Here is a 21,929-nt window from a genome sequence, read left to right as displayed (position 1 = left end):
CGTACAAATGGTCGCAGAACGACGTGATTAGTCTGATTTTCACATCTTCAATTGATCATGTAGTATGCCCTGGCAACCACTACATAATTTGCAACATAGTCCGCCAAGGCGTCTGCTACACCCCGCACAACCCCGCCAGCATGAGCAACGCGGTGTTTTAAGAAGCGCTCCAGGCTTTAAATAAAAATGAGTGAGGCAAGCAATGACTGAACACGTTCACGTCGGTGGCCTGCAGGTCGCCAAAGTCCTGTTCGACTTCGTAAACAACGAAGCCATTCCCGGTACCGGCCTCGACGCCGACCAGTTCTGGGCCGGTGCCGACAAGGTTATTCATGACCTGGCACCCAAGAACAAAGCACTGCTCGCCAAACGCGATGATTTGCAAGCGCGGATCGACGCCTGGCACCAGGCCCAGGCCGGCAAGGCCCATGACGCCGTGGCTTACAAAGCCTTCTTGCAAGACATCGGGTATTTGCAGCCAGAAGCTGCAGACTTCCAGGCAACGACGCAAAACGTCGATGACGAAATCGCCCGCATGGCCGGCCCCCAGTTGGTGGTGCCGGTAATGAATGCGCGCTTCGCCCTCAACGCCTCGAACGCCCGTTGGGGTTCGCTGTATGACGCGCTGTACGGCACCGATGCCATCAGCGAGGCCGATGGCGCCACCAAGGGCAAAGGCTACAACAAGATCCGTGGCGACAAGGTGATCGCCTTCGCCCGCGCCTTCCTCGACGAAGCCGCCCCCCTGGCCTCCGGTTCCCACGTTGATGCCACGGGCTACGCCATCGTTGAGGGTGCCTTGCAGGTCAGCCTCAAGGACGGCAACGCCAGCGGCCTGCGCGACACTGCGCAACTGATCGGCTATCACGGCTCTGCTGCCGCGCCGACGGCCGTGTTGCTCAAACACAATGGCCTGCACTTCGAAATCCAGATCGACGCTGCCAGCCCGGTCGGCCAGACCGACGCCGCCGGCGTCAAAGACGTGCTGATGGAAGCCGCGCTGACCACCATCATGGACTGCGAAGACTCGGTCGCCGCGGTCGATGCCGACGACAAGGTGGTGATCTACCGCAACTGGCTCGGCCTGATGAAGGGCGACCTGAGCGAGCAAGTGTCCAAGGGCGGCGAAACCTTCACCCGTACCATGAACCCGGACCGCGAGTACACCGCGCCAGACGGCGGCACTGTCAGCCTGCACGGCCGCTCCCTGTTGTTCGTGCGCAACGTGGGTCACCTGATGACCATCGATGCAATCCTCGACAAGGACGGCAACGAAGTCCCCGAGGGCATCCTCGACGGTCTGCTGACCAGCCTGGCAGCGATGCACAGCCTCAACGGCACGGCCACCCGCAAAAACAGCCGCACCGGTTCGGTGTACATCGTCAAACCGAAAATGCACGGCGCTGAAGAAGCGGCGTTCACCAACGAGCTGTTCGGGCGCATCGAAGACGTCCTCAAGCTGCCACGCAACACGCTCAAAGTCGGGATCATGGACGAAGAGCGCCGCACCACCATCAACCTCAAGGCCTGCATCAAGGCGGCCAGCGAGCGCGTGGTATTTATCAACACCGGCTTCCTGGACCGTACTGGCGACGAGATTCACACCTCGATGGAAGCCGGGCCTATGGTGCGCAAGGCTGACATGAAGTCCGAAAAATGGATTGGCGCCTACGAAAACAACAACGTCGATGTCGGCTTGAGTACGGGGCTGCAAGGTCGGGCGCAAATCGGTAAAGGCATGTGGGCAATGCCCGACCTGATGGCCGCCATGCTGGAGCAGAAAATTGCTCATCCGCTGGCAGGCGCCAACACCGCCTGGGTACCTTCGCCCACGGCGGCCGCCTTGCATGCGCTGCATTACCACAAGGTTGACGTGTTCGCCCGTCAGGCCGAACTGGCCAAACGCGTCCCGGCATCGGTCGATGACATCCTGACCATCCCGCTGGCCGTTGACCCGCAGTGGACACCCGAGCAGATCCAGAACGAACTGGATAACAACTCGCAGGGCATCCTGGGTTACGTGGTGCGCTGGATCGACCAGGGCGTTGGTTGTTCGAAAGTACCGGACATCAACGACATCGGCCTGATGGAAGACCGTGCGACGCTGCGTATTTCCAGCCAGCACATCGCCAACTGGCTGCGTCACGGCATCGTCAGCAAGACGCAAGTGCTTGAAAGCCTCAAGCGCATGGCCCCGGTGGTCGATCGCCAGAATGCCAACGACGCGCTGTACCGGCCGCTGGCACCGGACTTCGACAGCAATATCGCCTTCCAGGCAGCAGTCGAACTGGTGATCGAAGGCAGCAAACAGCCGAACGGTTATACCGAGCCGGTTTTGCATCGCCGTCGTCGTGAGTTCAAAGCCAGGAATGGCTTGTAACAACCGCCACAAAACAAAAAGCCCCGGCCATGTGCCGGGGCTTTTTTTCGGGCATGAATCTGTGCGGGGCTACAACACCAGTTCCTGCTTTACCAGCTTGAGCAACCTGGCGGTATCAATCGGCTTGAGCAGGAAATCCACCACATCCAGATGCATCGCCTCGATGGCATCACGCACCCCGGCGTCGCCCGACATGATGATGACCGGCAAACTTGCCCGATCTGATGCGCGCACTTTGCGGATCAGGTGCAAGCCGTCGTGGGGCACCATGCGCAAGTCAGTAATGATCAGCCCAATGGATTTTTCAGACTTCAATAACGCCAGCGCCTGACCTTCATTGCTTGCCGTTACACACTCAATGCCGTGCAACGTCAAAAACTCCGCCAACAGCTCACAAGCCAGCTCATCATCGTCAACAATCAACACCACATGCTGCTCCGGAACGGGTGTTCGCATCACCTCGTTCAAGGCCTCGCGCTCGGCGTCGGTCAATATGTCGTGTTCAGTCATACGGCTCTCGTAAGCTGTCATGCCGGTCAAATACCCCAGCGCTAAAGTCGGCTATCCCTTGGTCGGTTCAATGTGCACTCAGATCACATTAATGCCAAGCCTGAGATCTGGTTATACAAGGAAAAAGTCCGCACGAGCCCGCAAAAACTTCGACCCGACCGGTGCCCATAGACTTACGTCCAATGGGCACCCGCGCGCAGACAACCGAGCATGAGGGTCAGAACACGCCATGGGCCCGCCCCGTCCCGTCATAACAACAACGCGGTAATGGTAATGAGTAAATCGGATGCGTTTCTCCAGGCAGGGAAAACTGCGGTGCTGCAGAACATTCACGGCACCATGCAATTTTTGCAGCGATTCCCGCCCTTTAACCAAATGGAAAACACTCACCTGGCGTTCCTGGTAGAGCAGTGCCAACTGCGCTTCTATGGCCCCGGCGAGAGCATCATCCGACCGACTGACGGGCCGGTAGATCATTTTTACATCGTCAAGCAAGGCCGGGTGGTGGGTGAACGGACCCATGTGGGCCGTGAAGGCGCCGAAACCACCTTTGAAATTACCGCCGGCGAATGCTTCCCGCTAGCCGCGCTACTGGGCGAGCGCGCCACCCGCACCGAACACCGGGCCGCCGAAGACACTTTTTGCCTGCAACTGAACAAGCCCGCTTTTATCAAATTGTTTGCCCTGTCCGACGAGTTCCGCGACTTCGCTTTGCGTGGCGTCAGCAGCCTGCTCGACAAGGTCAACCAACAGGTTCAGCAAAAAGCCGCAGAGACCCTGGGCACTCAATATTCGCTCAACACCCGGCTCGGCGAACTGGCCATGCGCCATCCGGTGACCTGCCTGCCGGACACCGCACTGCGCGAAGCCGTGCGCCTGATGCATGAACAGCAAGTCGGCAGCATTGTGGTGGTCGACGAGCGCAAAGCGCCGTTGGGGATTTTCACCCTGCGCGATCTGCGCCAGGTGGTGGCCAGCGGGGTCCAGGACTTCGCCCAGGCAATCGACCTGTACATGACCCCGGCGCCGTTTTACCTGACCCCCGACCACAGCGCCTTTGACGCGGCCATCGCCATGACCGAGCGCCATATTGCCCACGTATGCCTGGTCAAGGATCAACGCCTGTGCGGCGTGGTTTCCGAACGTGACCTGTTCTCGCTGCAACGGGTAGATCTGGTCCATCTGGCACGCACCATCCGTCATGCGCCCCGCCTGGAAAACCTGATCAGCCTGCGCGGCGAGATAGGCCAGTTGGTAGAGCGCATGCTGGCCCATGGTGCGTCATCCACCCAGATCACCCACATCATCACCCAGCTCAACGACCACACCGTATGCCGGGTGATCGAGCTGGTACTGGCCGACCGCGGCGACCCCGGCGTGCCGTTCAGCTGGCTATGTTTTGGCAGCGAAGGGCGACGCGAACAAACCCTGCACACCGACCAGGACAACGGCATTCTGTTCGAGGCCAGGGACGCTAGCCACGCCGCCGAAATTCGCCAGCGCCTGCTGCCCGTTGCGCAGCAAATCAACCATCATCTTGCGGCCTGCGGCTTTACCCTGTGCAAGGGCAATATCATGGCCGGCAATCCGGACCTGTGCTTGGCACGCGCCGAATGGGCCCGCCGTTTCGCCGCTTTCATTCGCGAGGCAACCCCCGAGAACCTGCTGGCATCGAACATTTATTTCGATCTGCGAGTGGTCTGGGGTGACGAACAGGGCTGCCAGCAACTGCGCCGCGGGATCCTTGAGCAAGTGGCTGACAATCGCTTGTTCCAGCGCATGATGGCCGACAACGCCCTTCGCCATCGCCCGCCCGTGGGGCGTTTTCGCGAGTTTGTGCTGGAGCGCAAAGGCAGCGACAAAGCCACCCTGGACCTCAAGGTGCAAGGCCTCACGCCGTTTGTCGACGGTGCCCGGCTACTGGCGTTGGCCCACGGCGTGGAAGCCAACAACACCCTCGAACGCCTGCGCCGGCTGGTGCACCTTGAAGTGATCGAACCGCTGGACGGAGCGGCGTATGAAGAGGCCTACCAATTCATCCAGCAAACCCGCATGCAACAGCACCAGTTGCAAAGCCGGGAAAACCGCCCCTGGTCCAACCGTGTCGACCCAGACAGCCTGAACCAGCTGGATCGACGCATCCTGCGTGAAGCCCTGCGCCAGGCCCAGCGCCTGCAGAGCAGCCTGGCCCTGCGGTATCAGTTATGAGCCTGCTGTCCTGGTTACTGCCACGCAAAAAGCCGGTCTTGAGCCTTGAGCAGCAGCAACGCGTTCAGCAACTGCCGCCGACACCCGGGCTGAGCGAGACCTCCCTGCGCAAACAACGCTGGGTGGTGGTCGATCTGGAAACCAGTGGCCTGAACCTCAATCGCGATCAAGTGCTGTCGATAGGCGCAATGGTCATCGAAGATGGGGCGATAGACCTGGGCCAGGCGTTTGAACGTACCCTGCTGCGCACCGACACCCCCCTCACTCCCAGCGTGTTGCTGCATGGCCTGGGCCCCGAAGCGATTGCGGCGGGCAGTGATCCGGCCGATGCCTTGCTCGACTTCATGGCCTTCGTCGGCGACAGCCCGCTGCTTGCATTCCACGCGCCCTTTGACCAGCACATGCTCGGCCGTGCCCTTAAAGAAAGCCTGGGCTACCGCTTGCAGCACCCGTTCATGGACGTGGCGGCCCTGGCGCCGATGCTGTGCCCGCAGGTCAATCTGCGTGAAGCCGGGCTTGATCACTGGATCAGACACTTCAACCTGCAAGTCGAAGACCGCCACAACGCCAGTGCCGACGCCCTGGCCACAGCCGAACTGGCGCTGATCCTGTTCAGCCGCGCCCGCGCGCAACAGATCGACAGCCCGCTGGCCCTGCAGCAGCGGCTAAACCAATGGCTGCGGCGCAAGCAAGCCCATAGCTTCTGACACCGAACTCGACTCCTCAACCGGCACGACTTCACACCTGTAGCAGCGAGCTTGCTCGCGAGTCTTACATGGCTGCGCCAAAGAGCTCGCGAGCAAACTCGCTCCTACAGGCTGTTTACCTTCCGATGAGTGTCAATTGCGCATGCCCATAGCCTCTGACACAATCGCGAATAGTTATCGTTAGTTAAAACTCATCTTCGGTGATGTCCTTGTCGTCAGTCCAAACCCCCCACAGTGAACTGGTTGGAGCGCTTTACCGCGACCATCGCGGTTGGCTGCTGGCGTGGTTGCGACGCAATGTGGCCTGCCCGCAACGGGCGGAAGACTTGAGCCAGGACACCTTTGTGCGCCTGCTCGGCCGCGCAGACCTCAAGGCCCCCCGCGAACCCCGGGCGTTCCTGGCTGCCATTGCCAAAGGCCTGCTGTTTGATTACTTCCGCCGCGCCGCCCTGGAGCAGGCCTACCTCAACGAGCTGATGCTGATCCCCGAGGCCGAGCTACCCTCGCCTGAAGAACAGCAACTGATCCTCGAAGACCTCAAGGCCATCGACCGCCTGCTCGGCAAACTGTCGAGCAAGTCCCGCGCAGCCTTCCTGCATAGCCGCATCGACGGCCTGACCCACGCTGAAATCGCTGAACGCCTCGGCGTGTCGGTGCCCCGCGTGCGCCAGTACCTGGCCCAGGGTATCCGCCAGTGCTACATCGCCCTGTATGGCGAACCGGCATGAGCCCGGTCAGTTCCAGACCGGTATCGGCAGCCGTGCTGGATGCTGCCATTGCCTGGCAACTGTGTCTGGACTGCGGCAATGGCAGCGAGATAGAGCAAGCCGAATTCAGCAAGTGGTACGGCGCCAGCGAAGAGCATGCGCGGGCCTGGTTGCAACTGGGCATGCTCGACCACCGCTTCAGCAGCGCCACTGCCCCGGCACGCAACGCTTTGCTCAAGGCCCGCAACGGCGTGCAGCAGGTGCGCAAAATCGGCGGCGGGCTGGCCAGCATCGCGCTGGTGTTCGGGCTGACATTGTTCGTCGGCAAAGACTTTCTGCCGGTTGATTACTGGATGGCCGATCACCGCACCGCCACAGGCGAGCAGCGCCAGTTACACCTGGCCGATGGCACGCTGCTGAACCTCAACACCCACAGCGCAGTCGATGTGCGGTTTGATCAGACGACGCGGCGAATCATCCTGCAAGAAGGCGAAATCATGGTTCAGACCGGCCATGGCGACCCACGGCCGTTTATCGTGCAAACCCGCGATGGCAGCCTGCGCGCACTGGGCACGCGGTTTCTGGTGAGGCGCGAGGACGACGGCACCCGCCTCAGCGTATTGCAGTCGCGGGTCGCGGCTCATCCCGAAAACAGCGTCGACGAAATCATCTACAACGAGGGTCAGCAAGTACTGATGCACCGCGACCACCTCGGCCAGATGCTCGCCGTCAACGCCGGAGCAGACGCCTGGACCCGCGGCATGCTGGTCCTCGACAACGTCCGTCTGGGCGACATGGTGCGCGAACTCAATCGCTATCACCGCGGCCATCTGGGCGTCGACCCTGACGTGGCCGACCTGCGCATCAGCGGCAGCTTCGCCCTGAACAACGTCAAACTGGCGCTCAATTCCCTGCTGCCCGCTTTACCGGTGCAGATTGAACAGCACACCCCGTGGTGGGTCACCGTCAGCGCCAGGCCCGGCAAAAACTAAATCTAAATTATTTTCAATCAGCCCTATCACTTTTCTGATCTCGTTCGGCAGATAGTCATTGAGAAACATTTCCATTCAGGAACCCGCCGAATGTCCCGCTCCCTCGACACCTTTTTGCGCCCCAGCCTGTTAGCCGTAGCCATCGCCTTCTGCGCCCCGTTGGCCAGCACCTCGCTGATCGCCGCCGAGCAGGCCTCGACTGCGCGCAGCTACAACCTGCCCGCCGGGCCGTTGGCGGCAACCCTGAACCAGATCGCCAGCCAGTCGGGTATCACCCTGGCCATCGACCCGGCTCTGGTTGCAGGTAAAACCTCAGCCCCGGTCAAAGGCTCGTTCGAGGCCAGCACGGCATTGCGCGAGGCGTTGCGCGACAGCGGCCTGCAACTGGTGCCGGGAAGCGCCGGCAGCTTCACCCTGATCGCCATCCCTGCAGGGGTGGTGGCGCTTGAAGCCACCACCATCAGCGGCCAGGACAGCTATGAAAGCGCATGGGGGCCGGTCGACGGCTACCTTGCCCAACGCACCGCCGCCGGCACCAAAACCGACACCTCCCTGCTCGAAGCCCCGCGCTCGATCTCCGTCGCCACCCGCAACCAGATGCAGGACCGGGCGGTGCAGAACCTGGATGATGCGGTGCGTTATATGCCGGGCGTAACGGCCAGCAGTTATGGCAGTGACAGCCGTGCTGAATGGTTGAAGGTCCGCGGATTTGAGCCGACCCAGTTCCTCGATGGCCTGCCGTTGCCTAAAGGCACCTACGCCATGCCCAAACTTGAAACCTGGGACCTGGAACGCGTGGCCCTGCTCCGCGGCCCGGCGTCATCGGTCTACGGCCAGACCCCTGCTGGCGGTCTGCTCGACATGGTCAGCCGACGCCCGGAAGATACCGCCAGCCACGAAGTGCAGATGCAGATCGGCAGCTACCAGCGCAAGCAGATCAGCTTCGACAGCACCGGCCCGATTGATGATGAAGGCCGTTTTCTGTACCGCGTCAGCGGCGTGGTGCGTGACAGCAACACCGCCATCGATCACAACGAAGACAAGCGCTACAACATTGCACCGAGCCTGACCTGGAACATTGACCAAGACACCAAGCTAACCTTCCTCAGCCAGTTCAACCGGGATGACACCGGGATCACCAGCCAGTTTTTACCGCTGCAAGGGACCAAGGTGTCCACGCCTGCGGGCAAAGTGAAGTATCACGAGAACCTGGGTGATCCCAAGTGGGAGTTCTACGACAAGACCTACTACGCACTCGGCTATGCCTTTGAACACCGCCTCAATGATGTCTGGCAGTTCCGTCAAAACCTGCGCTACACCAAGAGCGATCTGGCCTTCCAGGGCATCACTGCAGGCGGTTACTACGGCTCGGTGGCAGACGATGGCACCGTTCAGCGCGGGGCCAACGTGGTCGATGAAGACATCAGCCAGTTCGCCGTGGACAACAATTTCCAGGCTGACTTCGATACCGGCGCAATCAAGCACACCGTCCTGATCGGGCTCGACCATCAGCGCGTCAATACCAACTACAAATGGGATTACGGCGCCGCTCCGGCCAGCAACATCATCAACCCGATCTATGGGCAGGATTTCAGCAACGTCAAATACGCCACCTACAACGACTACAACCAGAAGACCCGCGACACCGGTCTTTACCTGCAAGACCAGATGGCCCTGGACAACTGGCGCTTGACCCTTGGCGGACGTCAGGACTGGTTGCACACCGACACTACGTTCTACAACGAGAACAATGCCCGCGACACACGTGACGACAGCGCCTTCACCGGTAATGCCGCACTGAGCTATGTGTTCGATTCCGGCTTCACGCCTTATGTTTCGTACGCCGAATCGTTCCAGGCCGAGCCAGGTGGTTTTGCCGGCAAATCATTCAAGCCCGGCACCGGCAAGCAATACGAGCTGGGCCTCAAGTACCAGCCGCCGGGCAGCGACATGCTGTTTACCGCCGCAGTCTATGACCTGACCCGCAAGAACATTGTGCTGAGCGATACGCTGGGCGTCAGCCGGCCGCTGGGCGAAGCCAACGTGCGTGGCCTGGAACTGGAAGCGGTGGGCAACGTTAACGAGAACCTGAAGCTGACGGCAGCCTACACCTACGCCAACACCAAAATGACCAAGGTGTCCGACCCCCTGGACAAGAACCGTCCACTGCCACTGACCCCCGAACATCAGGCTTCCATCTGGGCTGACTACACCTGGCACAAAGGTGCGCTGCAAGGGTTCGGCGTAGGCTTTGGCGCCCGCTACATTGGCGAGACCGACAACATCGCGATTGGCAGCATGGCCTATGTACCGGACGCTTCCTATGGTCACACAGACGCCTACACCGTCTACGATGCGGCGGTGCATTACGACCTGGGCAAAATGAACAAATCGCTGCAGGGCGCCACGGTTTCGGTTAACGCCAACAACGTTTTCGACAAGCAATACCTGTCGACCTGCGATGGTTTCTACTGCTACTACGGCGACCGCCGCAACGTCATGGCCAGCGTCAACTACAAGTGGTAACCCGCTAAACACAGCACCACTACCCACCTGTAGGAGCGAGCTTGCCTCGCGATGAGATCATCCCCCGACCGAGGGGGTGCCATCGCCAGGCAAGTTCGCTTCCACAAGGGCGTTTTTGCATTTGGGAATGTCATGAAAAGCAAAACCATCCGCCGCTGGTCCTTTATTCACACCTGGACCAGCCTGATTTGCACCGCGTTTTTGCTGATGCTGGCGCTGACCGGCCTGCCGTTGATTTTCCACCATGAGATCGACCATCTGCTGGGGGACGCGCCACAGGTCAAGCAATTGCCTGCCGGCACGCCAACCCTCGATCTGCAACAGCTGGTGCTCGCGGCGCAGGCTCACCGGCCGGGAGAGGTCATGCAGTATTTCGGCTGGGACGACGATGAACCCAATGCCGTCCTGACCATCATGGCTCCCACTGCAGACACCGAGCCCAATTCATCCCACACCTTTATGCTCGATGCACGTACCGGCGAGGCGATTGATGTGCCCTCCGCCAACGGCGGCATCATGATGGTCATGCTGCGCCTGCACGTGGACATGTTTGCCGGTCTGCCCGGCAAGCTGTTGCTGGCGTTCATGGGCATCCTCTTTGTGCTGGCGATCATCTCCGGCAGTGTCTTGTATTTGCCGTTCATGCGCCGCCATGACTTTGCCACCGTGCGCACCGACAAGTCCCGGCGCTTGCGCTGGCTCGACCTGCATAACCTGATTGGCGTCGTGACCCTGACTTGGGCGCTGGTGGTGGGCGTGACCGGGGTGATCAGCGCCAGCGCTGACCTGATCATCGCCGCCTGGCGCGCTGAAACCCTCAGCGCCATGATCGAACCCTACCGCGACGCCCCGCCACTGACTCACCTGGCACCCGCCAGTGACCTGTTGCACATCGCCGCCAAGGCCGCGCCCGACATGCAGCCGGACTTTATCGCCTTCCCCGGTACCCGGTTCTCCAGCGAGCACCATTACTCGGTGTTCATGAAAGGCAATACCCACCTGACCTCACACCTGCTGACTCCGGTGCTGATAGACGCCAGCAACCTTGAAGTCACCGCCGTGGCCGGGCGCCCGTGGTACATGGATGCCATGGGCATGTCGCAACCGCTGCACTTTGGCGACTACGGCGGTATGCCGATGAAAGTGCTGTGGGCGGCACTCGACCTGCTGACCATCGTGGTTCTGGGCAGCGGTCTGTACCTGTGGTGGGTACGTCGTCGCGCAGCCAAGGAGAGCGCCCGATGAAACCGCGTCAGTCGAGTTTCTGGAAAGTGTTTTCCATCCCGCTGGCGATCGGCCTGGTAGGGGCAACAGGTTTGTTCTGTGCGCTGCTGGATGATGGCGCTTGGGATGCGCTGAGCTGGATAGGGCTGGGTATCCCGGTGTGGCTCAGCGTGCGCGGGTTACTCAAGCGTTGACCCTACCCTGCAGGGTAGGGCCGGGTTTGATCAGCAATCCGGTTTGTCTGCCGTATAGCGACGGGCCGGATTCACCGCGGCACCGAACTCGCGCAAGGCCTTGGCACCGATCAACAGCGGGTAGTTGAAACTGCTGCGATCGGTGAGGTTGACCTCTACCGTGCGCTTGACATTACCCAGGCACATTTCCAGATCGACCACCGGGCGCTTGGCACTTTCGGTTGCGTCCTTGTCTTCATCTTCATCGGCGCGGCTTTTGATTTTGCTGATGCGGGCCACTTTGTGTTCATAGACCTTGCTGCTCGCACCTTCGGTTGCCAGCTGGAAGCGTACCCACTCGTCGCCATCGCGGGTAAAGGTCTGAATGTTTTTGGCTGACAGCGACGCAGTCAGGGCGCCGGTGTCCATCTTGGCTTTGAGGGTTTCACCGATTTCCGGCAACTTGATGTATTCGTAACGCCCGTACAGGGTCGGCTCGGCGGCCATCACCGGCAGTGCCAATACAGACAGTAAGGCTAGAACAGACTTCATAAAGACAGTTTCCTTCGGTTTAACGCCACCTGCAGGGGCGAGCCTGGCTCGCGATGCTGGCAACTCGTTTAATTCATTTACCGTGGTGATGCTATCGCGAGCAAGCCCGCGTCTACAGTGTCGGCTGAACCATAGCGGCTGGCGCGTGAAACATTTGTCGATACGCCGATTTGGCGTTCTGCAAGGCTCTGCTTATCATGACCGGTCCCTGAACGTTCAAGAGTTACTTATGCGCCGCCTGCTCACCGGCTGTCTGGTCACACTGCTATTACTGTGTAACACCCTCGTCCTGTTTGGCCCGTTGATGCTGTTTGCCGTGCTCACACTCATCTCACCGGGCCGCCTTCGATCTGTTCAAGCGCCAGCTGTTGACCGTGGTCAACTATCTTGAAGGCACGCGCTTTACCCCGGCCAAGCGCGCCCGCCAGCAATCGCCTTACACCTACCTGCTCAAGCCCAAGGCAGGCGGCGTGGCCTTCGTGCTGGCAGCCATGGGCGATCAGCTGGATGCCGTGCTCGACGTGACCGTGGTGTATCCACAGGCAAGGATTCCGGGGTTTTGGGAGTTGATCAGCGGGCAAGTGCCCAAGGTGATCGTCGACATACAGCTCCGCGAGCTGGACCCGGCGTTATGGCAGGGGGATTACGAGAATGATCCGGTGTTTCGTGAGCAGATCCAGAGCTGGGTCAACCAGCTCTGGATCAAGAAAGATCAACGCATCAGCACCTTGCGTGCCGAGCGTGGCTGATCTTTAAACGCCCCAGGCGCTACCCAGTTTGCTCAGCAGCGAAGTGCTGACGTTCTGGCCTTTGAAGTAATCCAGCAGAACCGGGGCAAACTTGGCGACCATCCCGTCCTGCATGCCCAGCGCAGAGAACGCGGCATCAAGCTGGCTGGTGTTGGCCACGTTGCTCACAGCGCTGGTCGCGGTTTCGGACACGCCATTGGTCTTGCCCAGCAAACCGCCCAGTTGGCTCAGTTGACCCAGGGCACCGGCGCCAGCCAGCTTGTTAACACCCGGCACTTGCTTGGTCAGCTCGGAATAGTCACTGGAAGTCAGCTGGTTTTTCGCCAGGCTCAACATCGCGCCAACACCGCCAGCCGCCTGCTCGGGCTTGACCCCAAGCTCGTTGACCTTGCTCAGTAACTGCACCGCTTGTGCCGACTTGTCAGTGGTCGCGCCGTTACCGTTGGCGCCCTGCATTTGAGCCGCGACGCCAGCCACATCGCTCAAGCTGAAACCCGCAAACACCGGGCTTGCGGCCACGGTCATCAATGTTGCCAGTGCCACTGCGCTCAACTTTTTCATTGCATCAACCTCTATATCCAAAGAGCCGCGCGTCAATTAACGCGACGGCAAAACTGTGTGTAAGACCCGAATAACCGGCAGATGTTCCCAAATGCCACTACTGGATCAAACGGCACGCAATCTTAATTGAAAAATTGTTTGCCCGCGCTGCATCCGCTTTGCCCTCGCCTGCGTATATCAAGCACGGACAGACTTACTGACCGCCTGATAACCGACAAGGACACAGACCATGAAACGCAATTCGATCAAAACCCCGTTGATTGCCAGCCTTCTGACCCTGGCCCTTGCCGGCGGCGCGCTCCTCACTACCGCACAAGCGGCTGACATGGGCATGAACCACGACAGTGTGATGGTCGGCGGGCAAAGCATGCTGCCCGGCAAAGACATCATCGACAACGCAGTCAATTCGGCCGATCACACCACTCTGGTGGCAGCCGTTAAAGCGGCAGGCCTGGTTGACACCCTTAAAGGCAAAGGGCCGTTCACCGTGTTTGCGCCGGTCAACTCCGCGTTCGCAGCCTTGCCGGCAGGAACGGTCGACACGCTGCTCAAACCTGAAAACAAAGCCACCCTGACCAAGATTCTCACGTACCACGTGGTGGCCGGCAAACTCGACATGATGGAGCTGGCCAAACGCATCAAGGCCGGTGGCGGTAAAGCAGAACTCACCACCGTCAGCGGCGGCAAACTGTGGGTGATGATGAATGGCCCGCACAACATCGTGGTCAAGGATGAAAAAGGCAATGTGGCCGACATCACTACCTACGATGTTAACCAGTCCAATGGCGTCATTCAGGTCATCGACAAAGTACTGATGCCTAAATAGTTGCACGCCCGTCCGGCCGGTTGGTGCTCCCGCAACCGGCCGGTCAATGAGAACCCTGCCATGAATGGAATAACTCTATATGCTCAACTAATCTCAACCGATAACTGGCATGGAGCCATCACCAGTGATGTAGGGAGAACGGGTATTTTAACTGCCAACGCCGAGTACCTAAAACAGCTGCTGGCCCAATGCTCGTTGGGCAATCGACGCGCTTTTGAAACCCTGTACCGCAGTGTGGCTCCCAGCTTGCACAGCGTAGCCTTGCGATGTATGGGTCGACGCGACCTCGCTGAAGAAGTGGTGCAGGAAAGTTTTGTGCGCATTTGGCACAACGCCTCACGTTATGAAGCTCATTTGTCGGCACCACTGACCTGGATGATCAACATCACGCGCAACCTGGCCATCGACCAACTGCGCAAACACCGCGAGTTGCCATTAAGCGATCTGCAACAGGACGCCGTGGCCGATGACACCCCGGGCGCCGATGAGCAACTGGACAGCGCCCGCTCCTCCCGTGCCCTCAATCATTGCCTTGAGCAACTGGACGGCATGCAGCGCCAGACCATTACCATTGCCTATTTCCAAGGCTTGAGTGCCAGCGAACTGGCCGCGCAGCTGGCAGCGCCCTTGGGCACAGTCAAATCCTCGATTCGCCGGGGCATGGAACGTCTGCGCAGGTGCCTCGAATCATGAACTATAAAACTGCCGACCTGCGCCGGGCACTGGCTGGCGACTATGCCATTGGCCTGATGCCGCCCACTGCCCGCAAACGCTTTGAACAACTGCTGCTGGACGATGCACATTTGCGCGCCGAACTGGCGCAGTGGAACACCCATCTCACCAGCCTGACCGAACCCTTGTCTGCGCAGCCCGTACCCGAGCACGTGTGGCAGGCCGTCGTTTTGCGGATCGAACCACAAAAGCTGCATGTGCCGGCCAAGCGTCCGTTCTGGACCTGGCTACGCACGGGGGCGGTGGTCTGCTCTTTGCTGATTGCAGTGACGGTGGGGTTGCTCTATACCCGCGACAACGCTCAGTACAAGGCCACCTTACTCAGCGGCACCCAGCAACCTGGCTTGCGGATCGAAGCTCACGCCGACTACCTGAAGGTTCAACCGCTGGAACTGGCCGCCGTCGATGCCGGGCGCAGCCTCGAGTTATGGGCGATCCCGGTAGAGGGCAAGCCTGTATCGCTGGGCCTGATCCCCACGGGCGGCGATGGCATGATCGGCCTGAGCGAGAGCCAGCAGCAAATGCTGGGCACCCGTGTAGTGCTGGCAGTCAGCCTTGAACCGCGTGGCGGTTCACCGACCGGCCAGCCGACCGGGCCGGTGTTGTACCAGGGGCCGTTGGCCGCGTTGTAAACATCACTGCCGGAGCGGGCGAATGCAGTTCGCTCCAGCAGTGGATGTGTCGATCAGACCCCGCTGAACAGCTTGTGCGGATCGATTACAAACTTCTTCGGTACCCCCGCATCAAACTCGCCATAGCCACGTGGCGCATCGTCCAGGCTGATCACTTCAACCCCGACGATATCGGCGATTTTGATCCGGTCCCACATGATGGCTTGCATCAGTTGGCGGTTGTATTTCATCACTGGCGTCTGGCCGGTATGGAAGCTGTGGGACTTGGCCCAGCCCAGACCAAAGCGAATGCTCAGGCTGCCCATTTTCGCAGCCGCATCCACAGCGCCCGGATCTTCGGTCACATACAGGCCCGGGATGCCGATTTTGCCCGCCACCCGCACCACGCCCATCAGTGAATTGAGTACGGTGGCCGGAGCTTCGTGCTTGACCCCGTCATGACCGTGACCACGGGCCTCAAAGCCCACGGCATCGACCGCGCAATCCACTTCCGGCTCACCCAGCAGCTCGGCAATCTGCTCGTGCAGCGGCGTGTCTTTGGACAAGTCGGCAATTTCAAAGCCCTGGGCCTTGGCGTGCGCCAGACGAATCGGGTTCACGTCGCCGACAATCACCACGGCCGCGCCCAACAGTCGCGCCGACGCCGCTGCCGCCAGACCTACCGGCCCTGCACCGGCGATGTACACCGTGCTGCCAGGGCCGACGCCCGCAGTCACAGCACCGTGGTAGCCGGTGGGCAGAATGTCGGAGAGGCAGGTCAGGTCGCGGATTTTCTCCATCGCCGCGTCGCGGTCCGGCAGTTTGAGCAGGTTGAAATCGGCATACGGCACCAGCACATATTCAGCCTGGCCGCCGACCCAGTCGCCCATGTCCACGTAACCATAAGCGCCGCCGGGACGGGCCGGGTTGACGGTCAGGCACACCCCGGTGTTTTGCTCCTTACAGCTGCGGCAACGTCCGCACGCCACGTTAAAGGGCACCGACACCAGGTCGCCGACTTTCAAATGTTCGACGTCGCGACCGGCCTCGATCACCTCCCCGGTAATCTCATGCCCCAGCACCAGGCCGGTTTGCGCGGTGGTGCGTCCGCGCACCATGTGCTGGTCGGAGCCGCAGATATTGGTCGACACCACCCGCAGGATCACGCCGTGATTGATTTGTTTGCCTTGCGGGTTTTGCATCTTCGGGAAGGGAATGCTTTGCACTTCAACCTGGCCATTGCCCAGGTACACCACACCGCGATTGTCAGCCATCGAACTCACCCTTGTTGTTTTTGGAGGGGTGACCGGCAACGGCAAGCCGCAAGCCGGTCTGCCTGCAGCTTAGAACCTGCGGCGCCGGTCAGAGGACCACCGTACGACCTCCATTTAGGAAAACGCGCCGCTCGATGTGATAGCCCACGCCCCGGGCCAGGGTTTGCGCTTCGATATCGCGGCCCTTGGCAATCAGGTCCTGCGGGTAGTGGCTGTGATCCACCACCTCGACGCCCTGGGCAATGATCGGGCCTTCGTCCAGGTCGTTGTTGATGTAGTGCGCGGTGGCGCCCACCAGTTTGACGCCCTTCTCGTAAGCCTGGTGATAGGGCTTGGCGCCTTTGAAACCGGGCAGCAACGAGTGATGGATATTGATCGCCTTGCCGTCCAGTTTGCGACACAGCTCAGGCGACAGCACTTGCATGTAGCGGGCGAGAATCACCAACTCGGCACCCGTTTCTTCGATCACTTGCCATACCTTTGCCTCCTGCGCCGCTTTGTCAGAGGGGTTAAGCGCGAAGTGGTGATAGGGAATGTCATGCCATTGGGCCAGCGGCTCAAGGTCCGGGTGATTGGAAACCACGGCCACCACATCCATCGACAACTGGCCGATGCGCTGGCGATAGAGCAAGTCGTTTAGGCAGTGATCGGCTTTGGACACCATGATCAGGACTTTGGGCCGATAGTGTGGCGGGGTCAGCTCGAAAGTCATGCCGAAGGCATCACCGCGTTCGGCCAGGCCTGCACGGAATTCCTGTTCGTCAAAGCCATCAGGCTGGCGGAACTCAACACGAATGAAAAACCGCCCCGAGCTCTGATCATCGAACGAATGGTGCTCGGTGACATAGCAACGGTGCTCGAACAGATAACGCGTCACCGCGTCCACCGTACCCAGCAGGCTGGGGCAGTCAGCGGTGAGAATCCAGGTATCCGGGGCGCGGCTCATGGGGGTGCTCCTTGTCAATGTGTTGATTGGCATGACCCTTGTGGGAGCTGGCTTGCCAGCGATTGCATCAGCGCGCCCCCAGAGAAAGACCGCATCGCCTGCATCGCTGGTAAGCCAGCGCCCACAATCAGTTTTGTGATCGGGCGTTACTCAGGCCTCGACACTCAGCCCGTATTGCGCCGCTGCGTCCTGCAACCATAGCCACCAATAGTCCGAAAAGCTGCGCCGGATCAGCAGTTCCCAGGTGTCTTCGCCAGTGTGGCGGATCACCAGCTGCGATTTGGCGAACACCGTGCCCACTGCCTTGCCCACCGGGAAGTTATCGGGGTGCACGTCATAGCTGGTGGACTTCATCAGCACTTCACGCACGTTCGGGCCGCTCAGCTCCAGCAGTTGCTGGCCGCCACTGACATTGACCACCGAGATATGCAGCCCCGCCAGCGCTGCGCGCAGGGCTTGCTCTACGGCGAATTCCTGGCCGCCGGGAACAATCAGCAGCCACTCGTCCGGGCCCATCCATTGCAGCGATGTCTGACCCTTGGCCACCAGGCTCAAGGCCACCGGCAATTCCAGGCCCAGGGCCTTGTGCACGCCTTCGGCAAAGGCCGGGTCCCTGGCATCGCCACGCAGGGTCAGATGACCCAGGAGTTTTTTCTCGCGCACTGTCACGCCAGGGTTCTTGCGGCCTTTGCCGACCAGCCCGGCAAGGTTGGCGTGGTGTAACGATGACTCCGCTTTCGCGCCCGAGTCCGGGCGTTGTTGGTAAACGTTGGCTGTGGTCATGAATCACCCGTTCGCAATGTTATGTAGGATCGACCGATATCGCTGGCAAGCCAGCTCCCACACTTGCAATGCAACCCATGTGGGAGCTGGCTTGCCAGCGATGGTCTTGATTCAAATATTCTGCCGTTCGCCCTTGGGGTCGAAGAACACCGAAGACACAATTTCAGCCTCGATCACGCTGCCGTCCGCCAACGGTGCGAACACCCGCTCGCCCATGCGCTTGAGGCCGCCTTTGACCACGCCCATGGCAAACGAGTAACCCAGCGAACCGCAGGTGTAGCTGGAGGTCACATGGCCGACCATGCTCATCGGGATCGCCTGCTTGGTGTCGAACACCAGTTGCGCGCCTTCAGGCAGCCATTTGGCCGGGTCCACCGGCTTGAGGCCCACCAGTTGTTTGCGCTGATCACGCACGCAGTCTTCGCGGTTCATCCCGCGCCAGCCGATCCATGAGAACGCTTTGGTGCGGCCCACACACCAGCCCATATTCAGGTCGTCAGGGGTCATGGAACCGTCGGTGTCCTGGCCGACGATGATGAAACCCTTCTCGGCCCGCAGCACGTGCATGGTCTCGGTGCCATATGGGGTGAGGTTGTACGGCTTGCCCGCCTCGACAATTTTTTCCAGCACGCCCATGGCGTAGTCAGCCTGGATGTTGACCTCGTACGACAGCTCACCGGTGAACGAGATACGGAACACCCGTGCCGGTACGCCGCCCACCAGACCCTCTTTCCAGGTCATGAACGGGAAGGCTTCACGGTCCAGGTCGATGTCGGTCACTTCGCTCAGCAGCTTGCGGCTGTTGGGGCCGGACAGGGTCAGGGTCGCGTAGTGGTCGGTGACCGAGGTGAAGTACACCTTCAAATCCGGCCACTCGGTCTGTTGATAAATCTCCAGCCACTGCAGTACACGGGCCGCACCGCCGGTGGTGGTGGTCATCACAAAATGGTTGTCGGCCAGACAGGCCGTCACACCATCGTCGAACACCATGCCGTCTTCTTTGCACATCAGGCCGTAGCGGGCCTTGCCCACATCGAGCTTGGTCCAGGCGTTGGTGTAGATGCGGTTCAGAAACTCCCGGGCATCCGGGCCCTGAATGTCAATCTTGCCGAGGGTGGAGGCATCGAGAATGCCGACGCTGTCACGCACCGCCTTGCACTCGCGCTTGACCGCCGCGTGCAGGTCTTCGCCATTGCGCGGGAAGTACCACGGGCGTTTCCACTGGCCAACGTCTTCAAACTCGGCACCTTGCTTGACGTGCCAGGCTTGCAGCGCGGTGTAGCGCACCGGCTCGAAGATGTGCCCGCAATGGCGGCCCGCCACCGCGCCGAAGGTGACCGGCGTATAGTTGGGGCGGAACATGGTGGTGCCCATTTGCGCGATGGTCACGTTCAGCGAACGTGCCGCAATAGCCAGCCCGTTGACGTTGCCCAGCTTGCCCTGGTCTGTGCCAAACCCCAGGGCGGTGTAGCGCTTGACGTGCTCCACCGACTCGAAACCTTCGCGCGTCGCCAGCTCAATGGCCGCTGCGGTCACGTCGTTTTGCAGGTCGACGAATTGCTTCGGCGCCCGTGCCGTGGCTTTTTCGTGGGGCACCTGAAACAGCGCCAGGGTGGCCTCTTCGTGATGATTCAGGGCTTTGGGCAGCACGCCTTCAACCGGCTTGAACCCGGCTTCACTGGCCGCCCTCACGCCACCTTCAAAGCCGTCGGCCAGGCTGTCGCCGAGCTTGTAGACACCATTGATGCCGCCCACGCAGACGCGTTTTTGCGGGGCTTCGCCGGGGACAAAACCAAGGATATCTTCACGCCAGGTCGGCTTGCCGCCCAGGTGCGAGGCCAGGTGCACCACCGGGCTGTAGCCACCGGAGGTCGCAACCAGATCACACTCCAGCCATTCCCCGGGGCTGGCGACGCTGTGCTGTTTGAGGTCAATCGCCGCCACACGGGCACCGGTTACATGTTTGCTGCCGCGGGTTTCGATCACGGCGCTGCCGGTCAGAATCCGGATGCCTTTGGCCCGCGCTTCTTCGACCAGTGCACCGCGGGGATTGCTGCGGGCATCGGCAATGGCCACCACTTGCTGACTGGCATCGAGCCAGTCCAGCGCCACGCGATAGGCATGGTCATTGTTGGTGCTCAGCACCAGTTTTCTGCCCGGCGCCACCCCATAGCGGCGCACATAGGTCGACACCGCACCCGCAAGCATATTGCCCGGCACGTCGTTGTTGCCGTACACCAGCGGCCGCTCGCACGCGCCGGTGGCCAGCACCACACGCTTGGCCCTTACCCGATGAATGCGCTGACGCACCTGGCCGATGGGCGCGCGGTCGCCAAGGTGGTCGGTGAGACGCTCGTGAATGGTCAGGAAGTTGTGGTCGTGATAGCCGTTCACGGTGGCCCGTGGCAGCAGCAACACGTCCGGCAGCGCCTTGAGTGCAGCAATCACCCCGGCGACCCATTCCATCGCCGGTTTGCCGTCCAGGCTTTCACGGCTGTCGAGCAGGCTGCCGCCGAACTCTTCCTGTTCATCGGCCACGATCACCCGTGCACCGCTGCGTGCTGCCGCCAGGGCAGCGGCCAGCCCGGCCGGACCGGCCCCGACGATCAGCACATCGCAATGGTGGTTCATGTAGTCGTAGGTATCGGGATCGTTCTGGGTTGGCGAACGCCCCAGCCCCGCCGCCTTGCGGATGTACTTCTCGTAGGTCATCCAGAACGATTGCGGGTACATGAAGGTTTTGTAGTAAAACCCGGGCGGCATCAGCTTGCCGCCGACCTTGCCCAGAATCCCCATCACGTCAGTGTTGACGTTGGGCCAGCCGTTGGTGCTGGTGGCGACCAGACCTTGATACAGCGCCTGTTGCGTGGCGCGCACATTGGGGATCTGGGTGGCTTCGGTGGCGCCGATTTGCAGCACCGCATTGGGCTCTTCGGCACCGGCGGCAAAAATGCCCCGCGGCCGGGAATATTTAAAGCTGCGACCGATCACATCGACGCCGTTGGCCAGCAATGCTGCGGCCAGACTGTCGCCTTCGTAGCCTTTGTACTGTTGACCATTGAAGGTGAAGGTCAGCACTTTGTTGCGGTCGACGCGGCCGCCGTTAGGCAGGCGATGGGTCTGGCTCATACCTTTTCTCCCAGCTCGCGAGTGGCCGTAGTGGTCAGTGGCGCGGCCTGTTCGGTGAACTGCGGCTTGCTGCCGATCAGGTAGGTTTCAAGAATTTCATAGGTCACGGTATTGCGCGTCGCGTTGAAGAACTGGCGACAGCCGGCCACGTGGTTCCACAACTCGTGGTGCAGGCCACGGGGGTTGTCGCGAAAGAACATGTAGTCGCCCCACTCGGCATCGGTGCAGGCGCCGGGGTCGAGCGGCCGCGGAATGTGGGCCTGGCCACTGGCGTGAAATTCCTCTTCGGAACGCAACTCGCCGCAATGGGGACAGAAGATGTGCAACATGGGGTGATTC

General features: G+C 60.6%; 19 protein-coding genes and 1 pseudogene. 12 read left to right on the top strand and 8 right to left on the bottom strand.

The window, feature by feature from the left end:
- Positions 1-202: 202 nt before the first annotated feature.
- Positions 203-2,380, top strand: a complete 2,178-nt coding sequence (locus AOC04_RS22180) for a malate synthase G (protein WP_060696682.1) — start codon at positions 203-205, stop codon at positions 2,378-2,380.
- Between the two features lie 69 nt (positions 2,381-2,449).
- On the opposite strand, the gene AOC04_RS22175 is transcribed toward AOC04_RS22180, so the two are convergent.
- The gene (locus AOC04_RS22175) at positions 2,450-2,890 is read right to left on the bottom strand and encodes a response regulator (RefSeq protein WP_060696681.1); all 441 of its coding nucleotides are present in this window, start codon (positions 2,888-2,890) and stop codon (positions 2,450-2,452) included.
- A gap of 273 nt (positions 2,891-3,163) precedes the next feature.
- Between AOC04_RS22175 and AOC04_RS22170 the strand changes: the two genes are divergently transcribed.
- The 7 genes from AOC04_RS22170 to AOC04_RS24000 all read left to right on the top strand — a co-directional run bounded on the left by AOC04_RS22170 (position 3,164) and on the right by AOC04_RS24000 (position 11,448).
- The gene (locus AOC04_RS22170; protein ID WP_060696680.1) at positions 3,164-5,098 is read left to right on the top strand and encodes a putative nucleotidyltransferase substrate binding domain-containing protein; all 1,935 of its coding nucleotides are present in this window, start codon (positions 3,164-3,166) and stop codon (positions 5,096-5,098) included.
- Entirely contained in the window at positions 5,095-5,805 is a 711-nt protein-coding gene (locus tag AOC04_RS22165; RefSeq protein WP_060696679.1) for a 3'-5' exonuclease, read from the top strand. The genes AOC04_RS22170 and AOC04_RS22165 overlap by 4 nt, the downstream gene beginning before the upstream one ends.
- A 203-nt stretch (positions 5,806-6,008) precedes the next feature.
- Positions 6,009-6,533: an RNA polymerase sigma factor gene (locus AOC04_RS22160; protein ID WP_162232797.1), complete on the top strand. Its 525-nt coding sequence runs from the start codon at positions 6,009-6,011 to the stop codon at positions 6,531-6,533.
- Complete coding sequence (locus AOC04_RS22155) at positions 6,530-7,504, top strand: FecR family protein (RefSeq protein ID WP_060696678.1); 975 nt, start codon at positions 6,530-6,532, stop codon at positions 7,502-7,504. The genes AOC04_RS22160 and AOC04_RS22155 overlap by 4 nt, the downstream gene beginning before the upstream one ends.
- Positions 7,505-7,594: 90 nt before the next feature.
- Positions 7,595-10,030, top strand: coding sequence for a TonB-dependent siderophore receptor (locus tag AOC04_RS22150; protein ID WP_060696677.1), 2,436 nt, complete (start codon positions 7,595-7,597; stop codon positions 10,028-10,030).
- Between the two features lie 132 nt (positions 10,031-10,162).
- The gene (locus AOC04_RS22145; RefSeq protein ID WP_060696676.1) at positions 10,163-11,275 is read left to right on the top strand and encodes a PepSY-associated TM helix domain-containing protein; all 1,113 of its coding nucleotides are present in this window, start codon (positions 10,163-10,165) and stop codon (positions 11,273-11,275) included.
- Positions 11,272-11,448, top strand: coding sequence for a hypothetical protein (locus tag AOC04_RS24000; protein WP_167344886.1), 177 nt, complete (start codon positions 11,272-11,274; stop codon positions 11,446-11,448). The genes AOC04_RS22145 and AOC04_RS24000 overlap by 4 nt, the downstream gene beginning before the upstream one ends.
- Before the next feature lie 30 nt (positions 11,449-11,478).
- Here the strand turns inward: AOC04_RS24000 and rloA2 are convergent, their stop codons facing one another.
- A complete protein-coding gene (gene rloA2 / locus AOC04_RS22140) occupies positions 11,479-11,979 on the bottom strand; it encodes a retropepsin-like aspartic peptidase RloA2 (protein ID WP_060696675.1) in 501 nt (166 codons plus the stop codon).
- A 335-nt stretch (positions 11,980-12,314) separates the two neighbouring features.
- On the opposite strand from rloA2, the pseudogene AOC04_RS22135 reads away from it, so the two are divergent.
- Positions 12,315-12,728, top strand: a pseudogene (locus AOC04_RS22135) (acyltransferase); the annotation flags it as partial.
- A 3-nt stretch (positions 12,729-12,731) separates the two neighbouring features.
- On the opposite strand, the gene AOC04_RS22130 reads toward AOC04_RS22135, so the two are convergent.
- Positions 12,732-13,289 (bottom strand): DUF2780 domain-containing protein, encoded by a 558-nt coding sequence (locus AOC04_RS22130; RefSeq protein WP_060696674.1) that lies wholly within the window; start codon positions 13,287-13,289, stop codon positions 12,732-12,734.
- A 229-nt stretch (positions 13,290-13,518) separates the two neighbouring features.
- Here AOC04_RS22130 and AOC04_RS22125 point away from each other — a divergent pair, with 229 nt between their 5' ends.
- The 3 genes from AOC04_RS22125 to AOC04_RS22115 are packed head-to-tail and all read left to right on the top strand — an operon-like array spanning position 13,519 to position 15,479.
- Positions 13,519-14,115, top strand: a complete 597-nt coding sequence (locus tag AOC04_RS22125; RefSeq protein ID WP_060696673.1) for a fasciclin domain-containing protein — start codon at positions 13,519-13,521, stop codon at positions 14,113-14,115.
- A gap of 60 nt (positions 14,116-14,175) precedes the next feature.
- Positions 14,176-14,808, top strand: coding sequence for an RNA polymerase sigma factor (locus AOC04_RS22120; RefSeq protein ID WP_073509810.1), 633 nt, complete (start codon positions 14,176-14,178; stop codon positions 14,806-14,808).
- Positions 14,805-15,479 (top strand): anti-sigma factor, encoded by a 675-nt coding sequence (locus AOC04_RS22115; protein WP_060696671.1) that lies wholly within the window; start codon positions 14,805-14,807, stop codon positions 15,477-15,479. The genes AOC04_RS22120 and AOC04_RS22115 overlap by 4 nt, the downstream gene beginning before the upstream one ends.
- A gap of 53 nt (positions 15,480-15,532) precedes the next feature.
- On the opposite strand, the gene fdhA is transcribed toward AOC04_RS22115, so the two are convergent.
- From fdhA to AOC04_RS22090, 5 genes are all read right to left on the bottom strand, one after another.
- Positions 15,533-16,732: a formaldehyde dehydrogenase, glutathione-independent gene (gene fdhA, locus AOC04_RS22110; RefSeq protein WP_004419507.1), complete on the bottom strand. Its 1,200-nt coding sequence runs from the start codon at positions 16,730-16,732 to the stop codon at positions 15,533-15,535.
- A gap of 88 nt (positions 16,733-16,820) precedes the next feature.
- Positions 16,821-17,678: a formyltetrahydrofolate deformylase gene (gene purU / locus AOC04_RS22105; RefSeq protein ID WP_060696670.1), complete on the bottom strand. Its 858-nt coding sequence runs from the start codon at positions 17,676-17,678 to the stop codon at positions 16,821-16,823.
- A gap of 150 nt (positions 17,679-17,828) precedes the next feature.
- Positions 17,829-18,461, bottom strand: a complete 633-nt coding sequence (locus tag AOC04_RS22100) for a sarcosine oxidase subunit gamma (RefSeq protein ID WP_060696669.1) — start codon at positions 18,459-18,461, stop codon at positions 17,829-17,831.
- Between the two features lie 111 nt (positions 18,462-18,572).
- The gene (locus AOC04_RS22095; protein ID WP_060696668.1) at positions 18,573-21,590 is read right to left on the bottom strand and encodes a sarcosine oxidase subunit alpha; all 3,018 of its coding nucleotides are present in this window, start codon (positions 21,588-21,590) and stop codon (positions 18,573-18,575) included.
- Positions 21,587-21,919, bottom strand: coding sequence for a sarcosine oxidase subunit delta (locus AOC04_RS22090; RefSeq protein WP_060696667.1), 333 nt, complete (start codon positions 21,917-21,919; stop codon positions 21,587-21,589). Before AOC04_RS22090 ends, AOC04_RS22095 begins: the two co-directional genes overlap by 4 nt.
- Positions 21,920-21,929 lie beyond the last annotated feature (10 nt).

Source organism: Pseudomonas versuta (genome assembly GCF_001294575.1).
In the GTDB taxonomy this organism is placed as follows: domain Bacteria; phylum Pseudomonadota; class Gammaproteobacteria; order Pseudomonadales; family Pseudomonadaceae; genus Aquipseudomonas; species Aquipseudomonas versuta.
The sequence above is the reverse complement of the archived record's forward strand: the minus strand, read 5'-3'. Positions and strand labels throughout refer to the sequence as shown.

What these genes read in the sequence shown, in the direction of transcription:
- AOC04_RS22180 (WP_060696682.1), top strand. Translation starts at nt 203, where the DNA reads ATGACTGAACACGTTCACGTCGGTGGCCTGCAGGTCGCCAAAGTCCTG.
- AOC04_RS22175 (WP_060696681.1), bottom strand. Translation starts at nt 2,890, where the DNA reads ATGACTGAACACGACATATTGACCGACGCCGAGCGCGAGGCCTTGAAC.
- AOC04_RS22170 (WP_060696680.1), top strand. Translation starts at nt 3,164, where the DNA reads ATGAGTAAATCGGATGCGTTTCTCCAGGCAGGGAAAACTGCGGTGCTG.
- AOC04_RS22165 (WP_060696679.1), top strand. Translation starts at nt 5,095, where the DNA reads ATGAGCCTGCTGTCCTGGTTACTGCCACGCAAAAAGCCGGTCTTGAGC.
- AOC04_RS22160 (WP_162232797.1), top strand. Translation starts at nt 6,009, where the DNA reads ATGTCCTTGTCGTCAGTCCAAACCCCCCACAGTGAACTGGTTGGAGCG.
- AOC04_RS22155 (WP_060696678.1), top strand. Translation starts at nt 6,530, where the DNA reads ATGAGCCCGGTCAGTTCCAGACCGGTATCGGCAGCCGTGCTGGATGCT.
- AOC04_RS22150 (WP_060696677.1), top strand. Translation starts at nt 7,595, where the DNA reads ATGTCCCGCTCCCTCGACACCTTTTTGCGCCCCAGCCTGTTAGCCGTA.
- AOC04_RS22145 (WP_060696676.1), top strand. Translation starts at nt 10,163, where the DNA reads ATGAAAAGCAAAACCATCCGCCGCTGGTCCTTTATTCACACCTGGACC.
- AOC04_RS24000 (WP_167344886.1), top strand. Translation starts at nt 11,272, where the DNA reads ATGAAACCGCGTCAGTCGAGTTTCTGGAAAGTGTTTTCCATCCCGCTG.
- rloA2 (WP_060696675.1), bottom strand. Translation starts at nt 11,979, where the DNA reads ATGAAGTCTGTTCTAGCCTTACTGTCTGTATTGGCACTGCCGGTGATG.
- AOC04_RS22130 (WP_060696674.1), bottom strand. Translation starts at nt 13,289, where the DNA reads ATGAAAAAGTTGAGCGCAGTGGCACTGGCAACATTGATGACCGTGGCC.
- AOC04_RS22125 (WP_060696673.1), top strand. Translation starts at nt 13,519, where the DNA reads ATGAAACGCAATTCGATCAAAACCCCGTTGATTGCCAGCCTTCTGACC.
- AOC04_RS22120 (WP_073509810.1), top strand. Translation starts at nt 14,176, where the DNA reads ATGAATGGAATAACTCTATATGCTCAACTAATCTCAACCGATAACTGG.
- AOC04_RS22115 (WP_060696671.1), top strand. Translation starts at nt 14,805, where the DNA reads ATGAACTATAAAACTGCCGACCTGCGCCGGGCACTGGCTGGCGACTAT.
- fdhA (WP_004419507.1), bottom strand. Translation starts at nt 16,732, where the DNA reads ATGGCTGACAATCGCGGTGTGGTGTACCTGGGCAATGGCCAGGTTGAA.
- purU (WP_060696670.1), bottom strand. Translation starts at nt 17,678, where the DNA reads ATGAGCCGCGCCCCGGATACCTGGATTCTCACCGCTGACTGCCCCAGC.
- AOC04_RS22100 (WP_060696669.1), bottom strand. Translation starts at nt 18,461, where the DNA reads ATGACCACAGCCAACGTTTACCAACAACGCCCGGACTCGGGCGCGAAA.
- AOC04_RS22095 (WP_060696668.1), bottom strand. Translation starts at nt 21,590, where the DNA reads ATGAGCCAGACCCATCGCCTGCCTAACGGCGGCCGCGTCGACCGCAAC.
- AOC04_RS22090 (WP_060696667.1), bottom strand. Translation starts at nt 21,919, where the DNA reads ATGTTGCACATCTTCTGTCCCCATTGCGGCGAGTTGCGTTCCGAAGAG.